Origin of the sequence: Fusobacterium massiliense (genome assembly GCF_900095705.1) — a bacterium.
Lineage (GTDB): Bacteria > Fusobacteriota > Fusobacteriia > Fusobacteriales > Fusobacteriaceae > Fusobacterium > Fusobacterium massiliense.
This window is the reverse complement of the sequence record NZ_LT608327.1, coordinates 795,592-812,619: the sequence shown is the minus strand read 5'-3', so window position 1 is coordinate 812,619 and position 17,028 is coordinate 795,592. Positions and strand designations below refer to the sequence as shown.

Sequence of the window (17,028 nt, the reverse complement as noted above, 5' to 3'; positions counted from 1 at the left end):
CAACTATGATAAAGAAGAAATTATTAATGCTGATTTTTATTTTGTGTAGTGTTTTTAGTTTTTCAGCTTTAAATGAAAAATATACTATTCCTTTAGGTGAAAAAAAGCTTAAAATTGGTGACAATATTAAAATATTGATGGGTATTTTGCAAGAAGAAAAAAAGAATGTTCCAAACTATAAAAAGTTTTTCGATTACATAAATGACAATCTTTCTAAAAAAGGGGAAGTAGTATATTTCGGAAAAATAAATACTAAAAATAAAAAAGTTGAAATTCTATCAGAAAATCAAGAAGTTTTATATTCTGAAAAATTACCTGATGAAATGTTAGTTATGCTAAAAATGTCTGAAATAATAATTTCTAATTCTGATGAAGCTCAAAAAGAAGAGGCATCAAAATTTTTAGATTTATTTATGGATGCCAAGTCAAAAATGACTATTACAAAAAAAGATGGAAAGATAAAACTGTTTCAAGAAATGACAATGGGAGATGAAGAAAATAAAATAAACACAATAAACGAAATTATTTTAAAAAGAGAACTAACTGAGGCAGAGAAAAAAGAAATTCTTTCTATGAAAGATGTGGATAAAATTTTAAATAAATATAAAAGTTATATACAAAGTGGAATAAGTAAGGTATATGAAAATGGTAAATTAAAATTAATCCAAGAAGAAAAAGATAATGAAATAATAATGACAGCATACGGAGAAAATGGAGAAATTAGAAAAATTTACACAAAAATTTTTGATGATAATAATACTGAAATAAAAGCATATCTAAATGACAAATTAGAAGTAGAAATAGTAGGGGAAAATGAAAAAAAATTTCAAAAAAAATACTATCCTAATGGGGATTTAAAAGTTGAAATTATATTAAATGATGTTGACAAAACATATGTAAGGAAAGCCTATCATGAAAATGGGAAAATAGCTGAAGATATATTTTATGATTATAAAAAAGGAAGTAATTATGAAAAATATTATGATGAAAATGGTAAATTACTAAAGGAAGAAAATTCAAAAAAGAATAAAAAAATAATAAATAGTAAAAAAAATAAAAAATTAAAATAGGAGAAAGAATGAATAAATTAGATTTAGATTTGAAAAAAGTACATGAAGAATTAGTGGAATTTTTAAGATATAATTTTAAGAAAAATGGGTTTAAGAAAGCTGTACTAGGTTTATCCGGAGGTATAGATTCTGCTTTAGTTGCTTATTTATTAAGAGACGCTTTAGGAAAAGAAAATGTTTATGCTATAATGATGCCTTATAAAACTTCAAATAAAAATAGCTTATTACATGCTGAATTGGTTGTAAAAGATTTAGGAATAAACTCAAAAGTAGTTGAAATAACAGATATGATAGATGCATATTTTAAAAATGAAGAAAATCCATCATCACTTAGAAAAGGCAATAAAATGGCTAGAGAAAGAATGTCAATTTTATTTGATAATTCATCTAAAGAAAATGCTCTTGTTGTTGGAACATCAAACAAAACAGAAATTTTCTTAGGATATAGCACTCAATTTGGAGATTCTGCATGTGCTTTAAATCCAATAGGGGATTTATATAAAACTAATATTTGGAATTTAGCAAGATATTTAAAAGTTCCACAAGAAATTATAGATAAAAAACCTAGTGCTGATTTGTGGGAAGGTCAAACTGATGAAGAAGAAATGGGAATAACTTATTTAGAGGCAGATAAAATATTATTTAGATTAATTGAAGAAAATAAAACTGTTGAAGAAATAATAAGTGAAGGTTTTGATAAAGGGTTAATTGAAAATATTACTAAAAGAATAAGTAGAAGTGAGTATAAGAGAAAAATGCCTCTTATTGCTAAAATAACAAGGTAGGTATTTATGGAAAATCATTTGAAGGACGATTTAAACGAATTTTTAAATAGAAAAGAAGAACTGAGAGATATTATTGGGAAAATTGGAGGTTCTAGTAATGGACAATATAAATTAGTAACAACTCTTTTTGCAGGTATTGTACTAGTTATATTTGTGACAGGAATAATTCTAAGAAGATTATCTCCAACCACAACACTCTTAATTTTAATTTTAATTGCGACTTTTAAAATAATATGGATGTTGCAACAGGCACAAAAATCAATGCATTTTCAATTTTGGATATTAAATTCTATTGAAATGAGAATAAATGAATTGGATAAAAAAATAAAAAAGATCGATCAAAAAATAGAGGAAAATAAAAAATAACTATTTTATAAAAATTAGGAGGAACTATATGAAAAAAATTTTGACAGTTTTATCTCTTGTAGCAATTTCAACATCAGCTTTAGCCATGAAAGCAGAATTACCAAAGTCTTACACAGTAAGATATACTCATAATTTTGGTAAAATTGATGGCTTTGTACAAATACCACAAGGAGGACAGTTCAATACTACTTCAGAAAGAAGACCAACTTTTGATGAACTAAATATAAAAAATATTAATTATCCAGAATTATTTGTAGGTGCTAAATGGGATAATTGGGGAGTTTATTATGGAATGAAATATAAATCATTTAATGGAAGTGCAACTTTAAATGAAGATTTAAAAACTCACAATATTCAACTTAGAAAAGGAGATCATATATCTAGTAAACATTTATATGCTTTTTATGGGTTAGGACTTTCTTATGATTTTAATGTGAACCCTAAATTTACTATTACTCCAAAAGCAGAATTTTCTCTTTTACAATTTTCATATAAGTTTTCTTCTACAGGAAGTACAACTATAAATAATGATGAGAGAGCATTTGGAGCAGGAGGGATAAGACTTGGAGGAGAAGCTGTTTACAAAGTTAATGATGACTTTTCTGTAAAATTAGATGCAATGTCTCATATTCCACATGATAGTATAAAATCATCTTTAGAAACTTCTTTGACAGGAGCTTATAATTTATACAGAAGTGGAAATAAAGAAGTTAATGTTGTAGCTGGAGTAGGATATGATATATTTAAATTTAAAGATACACAAAGAGATATGCAAAATTTTATGTACTCAGAAACAAAACCAGTTTATAAATTAGGTGTGGAATTAAAGTTTTAAATTTTTTATAAAATTAGAAAAAGTGTGAGAATTTTTTTATTTTTTCTCACACTTTTTTTATTTTATAGGAAAGTATAAAATTAAATAATGAAATTTAGTCTCTGACGTCCGCGTATTACTCTGGAGAGCATTTCGGTGAGCTCGGAAGAGTCATACGGCTGTCAAGAGACTAAAATAATCTCTGACATTTGTATTAGTTTGAAAAATTTATATTTAATTTATTAAAAATGCAAAATTGTGTTAAAATATAAGAAAGAATTTTTTGCTTATTTATGGTATAATGAATATTCTGATAAAGATTAAAAGGAGGTAGATAATGTTTTTATTAATAATTATTTTATTATTAATTTTATTGTTGATTTTTAACAAAAGAGCAGTTCCAATTTTTTTATATCATCAAGTTAATCCACTTTCAAATGTTTTTCCAGAATTGTTTGAAGAACATTTAAAAATCATAAAAAAATTGAAGATGAAAACTATTACAATTACAGAATATTACTCAGATAAAGTTGAAAATAATTCTATTCTTCTAACTTTTGATGATGGATATTATGATAACTATAAATATGTATTTCCACTTTTAAAAAAATATGGTATGAAAGCAACAATCTTTTTAAATACTTTATATATAGCTGATGAAAGATTAGAAGAACCAAAAATTAGAGATAATAATACAGTAAATTTAGAAGCTATGAAAAGATATATTGAAACAGGGAGTGCAACAATTAGTCAATATATGTCTTGGGAAGAAATAAAAGAAATGTATGAAAGTGGATTAGTTGATTTTCAAGCTCATTCTCATAAGCATATGGCAATGTTTACAAATACTCAGTTTAAAGGTTTGACTAAAAAAGAAAAAATGGAAGCACCTGACTTATATCTATATGGAGAACTAGAGGATAATTTCCCTATTTTTGATAAAAGAGGAGAATATACAGGAAAAGCAATACTTATAGAAAAAGAGTTTTTTAAATTATTTAAAAAATTTATTGAAGATAAAATTAAGAATAAAGAAATAAGTGAAAAAGAAATAGAGAAAATAGCTCAAGAGTTTATTGATAATAATAAAGAGTATTATAGAGAAGAAACTAATCAAGAATACGAACAAAGAATTAAAAATGATTTTTTTGAAAACAAAAAACTTATTGAAAATAATCTAAAAAATCATGTAAAATTTTTCTGTTGGCCTTGGGGACATAGAAGTAAACAAAGTATTGAAATATTAAAAAAGATAGGAGTAGCAGGTTTTATATCTACTAAAAAAGGGACTAATTCTTTTCATCCTGATTGGAATATGATAAGAAGAATAGAACTTAGAAAATATACTAAGAGAAAATATTTATTAAATTTATTGATAGCAAGAAATTTAATTTTAGGGAAAATATATGGGTGGATATCTTAAAATAAAAATGTTTTAAGATTCTATTAAAAACGAGGTAAATATGACTTTAACAGTTTCGATTATAACTTTAAATGAAGAAAAAAATTTGGCGAGAACTTTAAACTCTGTTAAAAGTTTTGCTGATGAAATAGTAATTGTCGATAGTGGTTCTACTGATAAGACTGAAGATATAGCAAAATCTTTTGGGGCTAATTTTGTGTATCAAAAGTGGCTTGGATATGGTCCACAAAGAAATAAAGCTATAGATTTAGCTAATTCTGAATGGGTGTTAAATATAGATGCTGATGAAGAAATTTCTGAAGAACTAGCTAAAGAAATAATAAATATAAAAGAAAATAAGACTAAATTTTCTGTGTATAAAATAAATTTTATGTCTGTGTGTTTTTCAAAAAAAATAAAACACGGTGGTTGGAGTAATACATACAGGATAAGATTATTTAAAAAATCATCAGGAAGATTTAATGAAAACAATGTACATGAAGAATTTGTTACAAAAGAAGAAATTGGAAAGATAAAAGAGTATATTTATCATCATAGTTATTCAGATTTAGCAGATTATTTTGAGAAGTTTAATAAGTATACAACATTAGGAGCTATAGAATACTATAAAAAGAAAAAAAGAGCTGGAATATTATCTATAGTTTTTAGTCCAATATATAAATTTTTAAGAATGTATATTTTAAGATTAGGATTTTTAGATGGACTAGAGGGATTTATTTTAGCAATAACGAGTTCACTATATACAATGGTAAAATACTACAAATTAAGAGAAATATATAAGAATAATAGCTATATAAAGAGGGAAGAAAAAAATGGAAATTAAAAGAATTTTAGTTTCAAGAACAGATAAAATAGGAGATTTAGTATTATCAATACCAAGTTTTTTTATGTTGAAAAAGATGTATCCTAATGCAGAACTTGTAGTTTTAGTTAGAGATTACAATGCAGATATTGTGAGAAATTTATCATATATAGATAGGGTTATAAAAATTGATGATTACACAAAAGCAGAGCTTTTAACAAAAATAGAATATTTTAAGGCAGATGTTTTCATAGCTTTATATAATGATAGTTTTATATCATTACTTGCTAAAGCAAGTAAAGCTAAAATAAAGATAGGACCAATTTCAAAATTATGTTCTTTTTTTACATATAATAAAGGGATTATTCAAAAAAGATCTAAGTCAATTAAAAATGAAGGAGAATATAATTTAGATTTAATTGAAAAGTTAGATAGTGAATTATATAAAAAATTATTTGAACTTAATACAAAAATTGAGCTAACTGAAGAAAATAGAAAAGTAGCAAGTTTATATTTTCAAGAAAACAAGATAGTTGGAAAAGTCTTAGTGGTTAATCCTTTTATGGGAGGATCAGCTAAAAACATTAGTGATGATGAATATTCAATAGTATTAAAAATTCTTTTACAAAAAGTTGAAAATTTAAATATTATAATAACTTGTCATATCTCAGATGAAGAGAGAGCAGAAAATCTTAAACAATCTATAGGAAGTGACAAAGTATTTGTTTTTGCTAATGGGGCTAGTATTTTAAATACAGCAAGTATAATAGAGAGAGCAGATTTATATTTTGGAGGATCTACAGGACCAACTCATATAGCTGGAGCCTTAGGAAAGAAAATTGTGGCAATATATCCTAGAAAAAACACACAAAGTCCAACTAGATGGGGAGTATTAAACAACGATAATGTAAAATATGTAATTCCTGATGAAGATAATCCTAAAGAAAATTACAAAAATAAATATTTTGATAATTTTGATGAAAAATGGATAGAGAAAACTGTAAACTATTTAGTAGAGGGGCTTCAATGAATATATTAATAGTTCATACTGCTTTTATTGGAGATATTGTTTTAGCAACGGCTTTGGTATCGAAATTAAAAAATAAATATCCTGATTCAAATATATATTTCTTAACGACACCTTTAGGAAAAGAAGTATTAAAAAATAATCCTAAGATAAAAGATATTATAGTTTATGATAAAAATAAAAAAGACAAAGGAATTAAAGCTTTTTTTAGAATGATAAAAGATATAAGAGCTTTAAAAATAGATGTATGCATAACTCCACACAGATATTTAAGAAGTAGTTTATTAACATTTTTTAGTGGAGCAAAAATAAGAATAGGTTATGATATTGCTAATTTATCATTTATATATAATAAGAAAATTAAATATGATAAAACCAAACATGAAGTAGAAAAATTATTATCTTTTATTGATGATAAATGTTCTACTGAAAATGAAAGATATGAATTAGAGCTTTATCCAGTTGAAGAGAATAAAATAAAAATAGATAGTTTTTTAAAAGATTATAGGGATAAAGAACTAATTGTTATAGCTCCAGGTAGCAAATGGCATACTAAAAAATGGCCAGCTGAATATTTTAAAAAATTAATAAAAAATCTTTCTTTAAGAGATGAGATTTTATTAGTTATAACAGGTGGAAACGAAGAAAAAGAGATAGAATTAGAGCTACCCAAAAATACTTTAGATTTAAGAGGAGAGATAAATTTATTGGATTTGGCTGAGTTGTGTAAAAGAGCAAAAATAGTTGTTTCAAATGATTCGGCTCCAATACATATAGCTTCAGCTTTTAGGGAGACTAGAGTTTTGGGGATATTTGGACCAACAGTAAGAGAATTTGGATTTTTTCCTTGGTCGATTAATAGTGAGGTCTTAGAAGTAAATGGATTGTATTGTCGCCCTTGTGCAATTCATGGGGGTAAAAAATGCCCTGAAGAACATTTTAGATGTATGAAAGAAATTTTACCAGAATTTGTGGAAGAAAAAATTTTAAAATATTTAGAAAATATTAGAAGTAAAGTTGGAGATTAATATGATTAATGTAACAGAAAATATAAAAAAATTTTTAGAAGAACCAACTAGAGACAAAAAAATACTAAAAGTTTTAAAAAATGACCACAGAAGTTATGTATATATGTTTGAACTAGATAATAAAAAATATGTATATAAAGAACCTAAAGAAAAAAACAATAGAAAATGGCAAAAATTTTTAAACTTTTTTAGAGGTAGTGAAAGTAAAAGAGAATTTTTTCAAATGAAAAAAATAAATATGTTAGGATTGAAAACAGCTACTCCAATTTACTTTGAAAAAGAATTTTTAATTTATGAGTTTATTGAGGGACATAAACCGGACTTAGATGAAGTTAATAATGTAGTTGAAGAATTGAAAAAAATACATTCTTTAGGATACTTACATGGGGATTCTCATTTAGATAATTTTTTAATATCTGATAAAAGTGAGAAGATAGTATATATAATAGATTCTAAATTTCAAAAAAATAAATATGGTAAGTTTGGAGAGATATTTGAATTAATGTATCTTGAAGATAGTTTAGGTTTTAAAATAGAGCTTGATAGAAATTCTTTTTATTATAAAATGGCTTTAGCATTTAGAAATTATTTGACATTTTTTTCAAAAATTAAAAATATAATTAGGAGAAGATAAGTTGAGAATATTGGTTATAAGATTGAGTTCAATAGGAGATGTCATACTTTCAACAGCAGTTTTAAGGGCTTTTAAAGAAAAATATCCAGATTCTATAATAGATTTTTTAGTTATGGATAAATTTCAGGAAGCCATAAGATTATCTCCTTATGTTGATAATTTATTAGTCTTTGATAAGAAAAAAAATGATGGTATAGTAAATTTAATTAGATATTCTAAAATGCTTTCTAAGAATAAATATGATTATGTTTTTGATATACATTCAAAATTTCGTTCTAAAATACTGACATTTGTATTAAAAAAAATTTATCATATAAAGACTTTCAGTTATAAGAAGAGAGCTTTTTGGAAATCGTTGTTAGTAAATATGAAATTTATAAAATATGAAGTTGATAATACAATAGTAAAAAATTATTTTTCAGCTTTTAAGGATTTTAAGCTTGAATACAAAGGAGAAAAGTTAAATTTTTCATTTGAAGAAGAATTAAAAGATAAATTTGAAAAATATGTAGATTATCCTGTATTTGCTGTTGGGGCATCTAAAGAAACAAAAAAATGGACTGTAAATGGTTTTGGAAATTTAGCAAAAGAATTATATAAAAAATATAATAAAAAAGTTATACTTATAGGTGGAAAAGAAGATATAGATAGATGTAAAAAGATAGAAGAAATAAGTGAAAATTCAGTTATAGATTTATCAGGGAAACTTTCACTAAAAGAAACAGGAGCTTTGCTTTCAAGAGCAAAATTTTTAGTGACAAATGATTCAGGACCTTTTCATATTGCAAGAGGAGTTTCGTGTAGAACTTATGTTATTTTTGGACCTACAAGTCCTAAAATGTTTGAGTTTGCAGAGAATGAAATACTTGTGTATAATAGAGATGTAAGATGTTCTCCGTGCAGTTTACATGGAGATAAAGATTGTCCTAAAAAACATTTTAAGTGTATGGAAGAATTGAGTTATAAATATATTTTTGATTTAATAGTAGAAAGGGAGGAGAAGTAATATGGCAGCAAAAAAAGAAAAAACAGCTGAAACTAAGATAACGGATAAGGAAGCAAAAAAAAATGCAGTAGAAGAAGCAATGGGAAAAATTACTAAAGAATTCGGTAATGGAATGATAATGAAATTGGGAGAAAGAACTGTAATGAATGTTGAATCTATTTCAACAGGAAGTATAAATCTTGATATGGCATTAGGAATAGGTGGAATACCTAAAGGAAGAATTATAGAAGTGTATGGAGCAGAAAGTTCAGGGAAAACTACGCTTTCATTACATATTATTGCTGAATGTCAAAAAAAAGGAGGAATAGTAGCTTTTATAGATGCTGAACATGCACTAGATCCAGTTTATGCTAGAGCTTTAGGTGTTGATGTTGATGAGTTATTGATTTCTCAACCAGATTATGGAGAACAAGCATTAGAAATAGCTGATACTTTAGTTAGATCAGGAGCAATAGATTTAATAGTTATAGACTCAGTTGCTGCATTAGTTCCAAAAACAGAAATAGAAGCTGGAATGACAGATCAACAAATGGGATTACAAGCAAGACTTATGTCAAAAGGACTTAGAAAATTAACAGGAAATCTTAATAAGTATAAGACAACTCTTGTGTTTATTAACCAAATAAGAGAAAAAATAGGAGGAATGCCAAGTTATGGAGGGCCTCAAACAACAACAACAGGGGGAAAAGCTTTAAAATTCTATTCATCAGTTAGATTAGAAGTGAAAAGAATAGGAGCTGTAAAACAAGGAGAAGAAATCTTAGGAAATGAAACTGTTGTAAAAGTAACAAAAAATAAAGTTGCACCTCCATTTAAAGAAGCAAAATTTGAGATTTTATATGGAAAAGGAATTTCAAGAATTGGAGAAATTATAGATGCAGCTGAAGCTAATGAAATCTTAGTAAAAGCTGGTTCTTGGTATAATTACAACAACTCAAGTCTGGCTCAAGGTAAAGAAAATGTTAGAAAAGAATTAGAAAATAATCCAACTTTGTTAGCTGAAATTGAAGAAAAATTAAAAGAAGCAATAGCAAAAGGACCTGTTGAAAAGAAAAAAGGTAAAAAATCTAAGAAGGCATCTAAAGATGATGAAGAACAAGATAATGATATTCCAGATATTGGTTTAGAATTTGATGAAGATATGATGAGTGAAGAAAGTGAAGAAGATAATAATTAAAGGAAATAAGCTTTTCTTAGAAGATGGCACTTTAATTTATTTGACTCAAGAAATGATAAGTAGATTTGATTTAAAAGATAAAAAAATAATTGAAGATAACTTACTTGAGGAAATTCTATATTTTAGAATTAAATTATCAGCATATAATTTACTTATAAAAAGAGAATATTTTACAAAAGAATTAAGAGATAAGTTAATAGAGAAAATAGGTTTTCCTAACATAGTTGATAATGTCATTGATGAATTATCTAAAAAAGGTTATCTTGATGATTATGAAAAAGCTAAATCATATGCTGAACAACATCCTAATTATGGTGCGAAAAAATTATCATATATTTTTTATCAAATGGGAATAGATAGAGATATTATTTCTGAAATTTTGGAAGATGAAAAAGATGAGGAAATAGAAAGAATAAAAGCACTATGGCTTAAATTAGGAGAAAGAGAAGAAAGAAAAAAAATAGAAAGTCTTTTAAGGAAAGGGTTCTTATACAAAGATATTAAGGAAGCAATATCTTTATTAGAAGAGGAGGAAGAATGATAATATTAGGTATAGAGAGTTCTTGTGATGAAACTTCTATAGCTGTTGTAAAAGATGGAAAAGAAATTTTATCTAATAATATCTCGTCTCAAATAGAGATACATAAAGAATATGGAGGAGTTGTTCCTGAAATAGCTTCAAGACAACATATTAAAAATATAGCAACTGTTCTTGAAGAAAGCTTAGAACAAGCAGGAATAACTTTAGATGATGTTGATTATATAGCAGTGACATATGCACCTGGTCTTATAGGAGCATTATTAGTGGGAATTTCTTTTGCAAAAGGATTATCTTATGCTAAGAATATTCCAATAATACCTGTACATCATATAAAAGGACATATGTATGCAAACTTTTTAGAGCATGATGTTGAATTACCTTGTATTTCTCTAGTTGTTTCTGGAGGGCATACAAATATAATTTATATTGATAAGGAACATAATTTTATTAATATTGGAGAAACACTAGATGATGCAGTGGGAGAAAGTTGTGATAAAGTTGCAAGAGTTCTAGGTTTAGGTTATCCAGGAGGTCCTGTGATAGATAAGATGTATTATCAAGGGGATAGAAATTTTTTAAAGATAACTAAACCAAAAGTTTCAAAATATGATTTCAGTTTTTCTGGAATAAAAACAGCTATTATAAATTTTGATAATAATATGAAAATGAAAAATCAAGAGTATAAAAAAGAAGATTTAGCAGCTTCATTTTTAGGAACAGTTGTAGATATATTATGTGAAAAAACAGTTGGTGCAGCAGTAGAAAAAAATGTAAAAACGATTATGATAGCTGGAGGAGTTGCAGCTAATTCCCTTTTAAGAAGTCAATTAACAAAAATGGCAGAAGAAAAAGGGATAAAAGTTATATATCCAAGTATGAAATTATGTACAGATAATGCTGCTATGATAGCTCAAGCAGGTTATTATAAATTAATGAATGCAAAAAATAAAGAAGAAGTTTTTGCTGATTTAGACTTAAATGGTGTTGCAAGTTTAATGGTTAGTGATGAAACAATATAAAAAATAATATATTTTAAAACTTTGTTTTAATCAGAAAAGTATAAATTTAAAATGAGTCTCTGACGTCCGTATTAGTTTGAAGAGCCTATGTTTATTGAGCTCATAGAACTTATGGTTGTCAAGAGACTTTATTTTATTATTTGATAAATTTTAAGAAATATTATAAAATATAAGACAGCTTTTTATTTTTATTTGTTAGGGGGATTTTTGATGTTAGTATTACAGTATTTAAAAAGAGCTTTATTATTTGTAGTGAAAGAAATCATTTCTTTTTTCATAAAGTTTTTTTTGTTTTTATTAATTTTTATTATTTTTATAGGTGCAATTTTTTCTAAATATAATCAAAAACCAACGATTGATATAAAAGATAAAAGCTATGTTGTATTAGATTTAGCAACTAAGTTTAATGAGAAACAAATAAACTCTAATCCATTTGAGGAAAATAGTTTAAACTTTTACTCACTACTAAAAGCAGTAGAAAATATTTCTTATGATGATAAAATAGATGGGCTTATATTAAAACTTGATGGAGATACTTTAAGCTATGCTCAGAGTGAAGAGTTAGCTCAAGAAATATCAAGATTAAAAGCTAATGATAAAAAAGTTGTGGCATATTTTGAAAATGTGAATAGAAAAAATTATTATCTAGCTTCATATGCAACTGAGATATACATGCCTAGTGCAAATTCAACAAATGTAAATATTTATCCCTATTTTACAGAGGATTTTTATTGGAAAAGATTAACTGATAAGTTAGGAGTAAAATTTAATGTAATCCATGTTGGAAACTATAAAAGTTATATGGAAAATTTAAATAATGAAAATATGTCTAAGGAAGCAAGAGAAGATAAAACTAGAATTTTTGAAGAAAATTACAATAATTTTTTAGATATTGTTTCTATTAACAGAAAAATAGACAGAGATAATTTGAATAAAATTATACAAAGTGGAGATTTAGTAGCAGCTTCATCGGTAGATTTATTAGAAAATAAAATGATAGACAAATATTTTTATTGGTCTGACTTTGAAAATTTAATAGGAAAAGACAAGATGGTATCTATTCAAGAATATGCTGATAACTCATTAATAGAAGACAATATGGATAGCTCAGAAAATATAATATATGTTATTCCTTTAGAGGGAGAGATTGTCGATAGTCAAACTGAAATTTTATCTAATAATTCTGAAATAAATGTCAATGAAACTATAGATAAATTAGAAAAAGCAAGTAATAATAAAAAGATTAAGGGAGTTGTTTTAAGAATTAACTCTCCTGGAGGTTCAGCTCTTACATCTGATATAATTGCTAAGAAAGTTAAAGAGCTATCAGAGAAAAAGCCGGTTTATGTATCTATGTCAGGGGTTGCTGCATCAGGAGGATATTATATATCAGCAAATGCTAATGCTATTTTTGTTGATAGAAATACTATAACAGGCTCAATAGGAGTTGTAAGTATTATGCCAGATTTTTCAAAATTAATAAAAGAAAATGGAGTAAATATTGAAAGCGTTTCTCAAGGAGAATATTCTGATTTATATTCAGCTAATACTTTTAATGAAAAAAAATATAATAAAATATATAATTCAAATTTAAAAGTATACCAAGATTTTTTAAATGTTGTATCTAAGGGAAGAAAAATTGATTTAGGAAAATTAAAAACTTTAGCTGAAGGAAGAGTTTGGACAGGGGAAGAAGCTATTAAAAATGGTTTAGCAGATGGAATAGCAGGTTTGAACGAGACTATTTTTACTTTGGCTGATGATAATGGTTGGGATAATTATGCAGTTGTGATAAGTAAGGATAATTTTAATATTAATAATATATATAAAAAATATTCTAAATATTTAAAAATTGATAAAAAAGAATTGATAAAAGAGATTTTATTTGATAATTATTTGTATAATAAACCTGTAACATATTTACCTTATGATTTATTAGATTAAATATGAAATAAAATTATATTGAATTATTAGAAAAAACTGTGTATAATAAAGCAGTAAGTAAAACTTTTAGGAGGATTAAAATGGTTAGAAAACTAAAAAGTTCAAAACCAGCTGGAAATCAAGCTGATATCGTAAAACAAGCACAAGTTATGCAACAACAAATGTTACAAATTCAAGAAGAATTAAAAACTAAAGAAGTTGAATCATCTGTTGGTGGGGGAGCAGTTTCTGTTAAAGCTAATGGACAAAAAGAAATTATTGAAATTAAATTGTCAGATGAAGTAATAAAAGATGCTGCTAACGATAAACAAATGTTAGAAGATTTAATTCTTACAGCTATAAAAGATGCTATGGCTAAAGCTGAAGAACTTGCTGAAAGTGAAATGTCTAAAGTAACAGGTGGAATTAATATTCCAGGATTATTCTAAGTCTTAAAAAGATTGAGAAAATTAGACTCAAGAGATTTATTTTCTCTTGAGTATTTTTTTAATTATACAGGAAAGTATAAAATTAAATATGAAAAATTAGTCTCTGACGTCCGTATTAGTTCGAAGAGCCTGTGTTTATTGATCTCGTAGAACTCATACAGCTGTCAAGAGACTTTAATTAATGGAGAAAATAAATGGAAAAACAAGATAATAAAAAATATAGAATTTTAGGAACTCTACTTTATTTTATTTTAAGAATTATTGCTTCAACTTTAAAAATTGAAGTTGTAAATGAAGGTAAAGTAGATATGAGAAAAACTTATATCTATGGTTTTTGGCATAGTAAACTTTTTATAACTCCTATCTTTTTTAAAAATGTTGAAAAAAAAGTAGCCTTATCCAGTCCAACAAAAGATGGAGAGTTAATAAGTGTCCCTCTTGAAAAAATGGGTTATCTTTTAGTGAGAGGTTCATCAGATAAAAATCAAATTTCTAGTACTATAACACTTTTAAAATATTTGAAGAAGGGTTATTCTATGGGAACACCTTTAGATGGTCCAAAAGGTCCAAGAGAAAAAACAAAAAAAGGACTTTTATATCTTTCACAAAAGACAGCTATTCCTTTGATACCTGTAGGTATTGCTTATAGTAAAAAATGGATTTTAGAAAAAACTTGGGATAAATTTCAAATTCCAAAACCATTTTCTATTGTAAGAGTTATTTTAGGAGAGCCTATAGAAGTAAAAGAAGAAAATAATTTAGATGAATTTACAGAAATTGTTGAAAATAAAGTGCAAGAATTAAATAATATTGCAAACAAAGTTGATAAAAAATTTGAACAACTATACAAAAGATGCTATGTAGATTAAAATATTAATTGTAATATTATTTAATAAAAAAAAGGAGAAGAAGAGGAAAATGAAAAAAAACTTTTTTGTTAGTACACCGATTTATTATGTGAACGGAGATCCACATGTTGGTAGTGCATATACAACAATAGCAGCTGATGTAATTAATAGATATTGGAAATCTATGGGACAAGATACTCATTTTATGACTGGACTTGATGAACACGGTCAAAAAGTTGAACAAGCAGCGGAAAAAAATGGTTACACACCTCAACAATGGACAGATAAAATGACACCTAATTTTAAAAATATGTGGTCAGCTTTAGATATTAAATATGATGATTTTATAAGAACAACTGAAGATAGACATAAAAAAGCTGTAAAAAGAATATTAGATATAGTTCATGAAAAAGGTGATATTTATAAAGGAGAATATGAAGGGAAATATTGTATTTCTTGTGAAACATTTTTCCCAGAAAATCAATTAAATGGTAGTAATAAATGCCCAGATTGTGGAAAAGAACTTACAATTTTAAAAGAAGAATCATATTTCTTTAAAATGTCGAAATATGCAGATGAATTACTTAAACATATAGATGAAAACCCAGATTTTATTTTACCTCATTCTCGTAGAAATGAAGTAATTTCTTTTATAAAACAAGGTCTTCAGGATTTATCTATATCAAGAAATACTTTTAAATGGGGAATACCAATAGATTTTGCACCGGGTCATATAACTTATGTATGGTTTGATGCTTTAACTAACTATTTAACATCTGCCGGATTTGAAAATGATGAAGAAAAATTTAATAAATTTTGGAATAAATCAAGAGTTGTTCATTTAATAGGAAAAGATATAATTAGATTCCATGCTATAATTTGGCCTTGTATGTTATTGTCTGCTGGAATAAAATTACCAGATAGCATAGTGGCTCATGGTTGGTGGACATCAGAAGGAGAAAAGATGTCTAAATCTAAAGGAAATGTAGTTGACCCTTACAATGAAATTAAAAAATATGGAGTTGATGCATTTAGATATTATCTATTGAGAGAGGCTAGTTTTGGAACAGATGGAGATTATTCAACAAGAGGAGTTGTTGGAAGATTAAACTCAGATTTAGCAAATGACTTAGGTAATCTTTTAAACAGAACTTTAGGAATGTATAAAAAATATTTTTCTGGAGTTGTTGTTTCATCTCAAGAAGAACAATTTATTGATAATGAAATTAAAACTATGTTTACATCTACAATAGAAGATGTTAAGAATTATATGTATTATTTTGAGTTTTCTAAAGCATTGGAAACTATTTGGAAATTTGTTTCAAGACTTAATAAATATATAGATGAAAATGAACCTTGGGCTTTGGCTAAAGATGAAGCTAAAAAAGGAAGATTGGCAGCAGTAATGAATATTTTATGTGAAGGACTATATAAAATTGCATTTATGATAGCACCATTTATGCCGGAATCTTCTCAAAAAATAATTAATCAATTAGGTTTTGAAAACGATGTTACAAAACTTCAATATGAAGAAATAAAAGAGTGGAATATATTTAAAGAAGGTCATAAATTAGGAGAAGCTAGTCCTATATTCCCAAGAATTGAAATAGAAAAAGAAGAAGAAAAAGAAACTAAGAAAGAATTAAAAATAGAAAATCCTATTGACATAAAAGATTTTAATAAGGTAGAAATAAAAGTTGTTGAAATTTTAGATGTTGATAAAGTTGAAGGAGCAGATAAACTTCTAAAATTTAAAGTTTTTGATGGAGAATTTGAAAGACAAATAATATCAGGAATAGCTAAATATTATCCGGAATATAAGAAATTAATTGGAGAAAAAGTTATGGCTGTAGCTAATTTAAAATTTACTAAGTTGAAAGGTGAACTATCACAAGGTATGTTACTAACAACTGAAGATAAAAATGGAATTTCTTTAGTTAAAATAGATAAAAGTGTTGAGTCTGGAGCTATTATAAAATAAAAAAAGTCTCTTGATAACCGTATGAGTTCTAAGAACTTAATAAATACAGAATCTTCGAACTAATACGGACATCAGAGATTAATTTTGCTATTTATCTTTATACTTTCCTATAGAATAATGAAAGGAGATTTTATT

Annotated in this window: 17 protein-coding genes; all 17 read left to right on the top strand. The window is 26.0% G+C overall.

Translation table 11 applies throughout. The annotated features are described in order from the left end of the window. Positions 1-5: 5 nt before the first annotated feature. The 17 genes from BQ2505_RS08170 (at position 6) to metG (ending at position 16,893) form a co-directional block, all read left to right on the top strand. Entirely contained in the window at positions 6-1,070 is a 1,065-nt protein-coding gene (locus BQ2505_RS08170; protein ID WP_083232338.1) for a toxin-antitoxin system YwqK family antitoxin, read from the top strand. A gap of 8 nt (positions 1,071-1,078) precedes the next feature. Beyond that, a complete protein-coding gene (locus BQ2505_RS08165; protein ID WP_074017267.1) occupies positions 1,079-1,855 on the top strand; it encodes an NAD+ synthase in 777 nt (258 codons plus the stop codon). A 6-nt stretch (positions 1,856-1,861) separates the two neighbouring features. After that, the gene (locus BQ2505_RS08160) at positions 1,862-2,221 is read left to right on the top strand and encodes a hypothetical protein (RefSeq protein WP_074017266.1); all 360 of its coding nucleotides are present in this window, start codon (positions 1,862-1,864) and stop codon (positions 2,219-2,221) included. A 28-nt stretch (positions 2,222-2,249) separates the two neighbouring features. Further along, entirely contained in the window at positions 2,250-3,056 is an 807-nt protein-coding gene (locus BQ2505_RS08155; RefSeq protein ID WP_074017265.1) for a hypothetical protein, read from the top strand. A gap of 316 nt (positions 3,057-3,372) precedes the next feature. Next, positions 3,373-4,458 (top strand): polysaccharide deacetylase family protein, encoded by a 1,086-nt coding sequence (locus BQ2505_RS08150; protein ID WP_074017264.1) that lies wholly within the window; start codon positions 3,373-3,375, stop codon positions 4,456-4,458. Positions 4,459-4,498: 40 nt separating this feature from the next. Continuing rightward, entirely contained in the window at positions 4,499-5,281 is a 783-nt protein-coding gene (locus BQ2505_RS08145; RefSeq protein ID WP_074017263.1) for a glycosyltransferase family 2 protein, read from the top strand. Further along, positions 5,271-6,290 carry a glycosyltransferase family 9 protein gene (locus BQ2505_RS08140; RefSeq protein WP_074017262.1) on the top strand — a complete coding sequence of 340 codons (1,020 nt, stop codon included), beginning with the start codon at positions 5,271-5,273 and terminating at the stop codon, positions 6,288-6,290. The genes BQ2505_RS08145 and BQ2505_RS08140 overlap by 11 nt, the downstream gene beginning before the upstream one ends. After that, on the top strand, positions 6,287-7,315 hold the full coding sequence (locus BQ2505_RS08135; protein ID WP_074017261.1) for a glycosyltransferase family 9 protein: 1,029 nt from the start codon (positions 6,287-6,289) through the stop codon (positions 7,313-7,315). Before BQ2505_RS08140 ends, BQ2505_RS08135 begins: the two co-directional genes overlap by 4 nt. A gap of 1 nt (position 7,316) precedes the next feature. After that, positions 7,317-7,949: a lipopolysaccharide core heptose(II) kinase RfaY gene (locus BQ2505_RS08130; protein ID WP_074017260.1), complete on the top strand. Its 633-nt coding sequence runs from the start codon at positions 7,317-7,319 to the stop codon at positions 7,947-7,949. A 1-nt stretch (position 7,950) separates the two neighbouring features. Further along, entirely contained in the window at positions 7,951-8,955 is a 1,005-nt protein-coding gene (locus tag BQ2505_RS08125; RefSeq protein WP_074017259.1) for a glycosyltransferase family 9 protein, read from the top strand. Between the two features lies 1 nt (position 8,956). Continuing rightward, entirely contained in the window at positions 8,957-10,132 is a 1,176-nt protein-coding gene (recA, locus tag BQ2505_RS08120) for a recombinase RecA (protein WP_074017258.1), read from the top strand. Further along, positions 10,113-10,673, top strand: coding sequence for a regulatory protein RecX (locus tag BQ2505_RS08115; protein WP_074017257.1), 561 nt, complete (start codon positions 10,113-10,115; stop codon positions 10,671-10,673). The genes recA and BQ2505_RS08115 overlap by 20 nt, the downstream gene beginning before the upstream one ends. Then, complete coding sequence (tsaD, locus tag BQ2505_RS08110; protein ID WP_074017256.1) at positions 10,670-11,692, top strand: tRNA (adenosine(37)-N6)-threonylcarbamoyltransferase complex transferase subunit TsaD; 1,023 nt, start codon at positions 10,670-10,672, stop codon at positions 11,690-11,692. The genes BQ2505_RS08115 and tsaD overlap by 4 nt, the downstream gene beginning before the upstream one ends. 210 nt (positions 11,693-11,902) lie before the next feature. Further along, positions 11,903-13,636, top strand: a complete 1,734-nt coding sequence (gene sppA / locus BQ2505_RS08105; protein ID WP_074017255.1) for a signal peptide peptidase SppA — start codon at positions 11,903-11,905, stop codon at positions 13,634-13,636. 80 nt (positions 13,637-13,716) lie between these two features. Further along, a complete protein-coding gene (locus tag BQ2505_RS08100; RefSeq protein ID WP_074017254.1) occupies positions 13,717-14,064 on the top strand; it encodes a YbaB/EbfC family nucleoid-associated protein in 348 nt (115 codons plus the stop codon). 194 nt (positions 14,065-14,258) lie between these two features. Then, positions 14,259-14,933, top strand: coding sequence for a lysophospholipid acyltransferase family protein (locus BQ2505_RS08095; RefSeq protein ID WP_074017253.1), 675 nt, complete (start codon positions 14,259-14,261; stop codon positions 14,931-14,933). 13 nt (positions 14,934-14,946) lie between these two features. Further along, positions 14,947-16,893: a methionine--tRNA ligase gene (gene metG, locus BQ2505_RS08090; protein ID WP_262360295.1), complete on the top strand. Its 1,947-nt coding sequence runs from the start codon at positions 14,947-14,949 to the stop codon at positions 16,891-16,893. Positions 16,894-17,028: the final 135 nt, after the last annotated feature.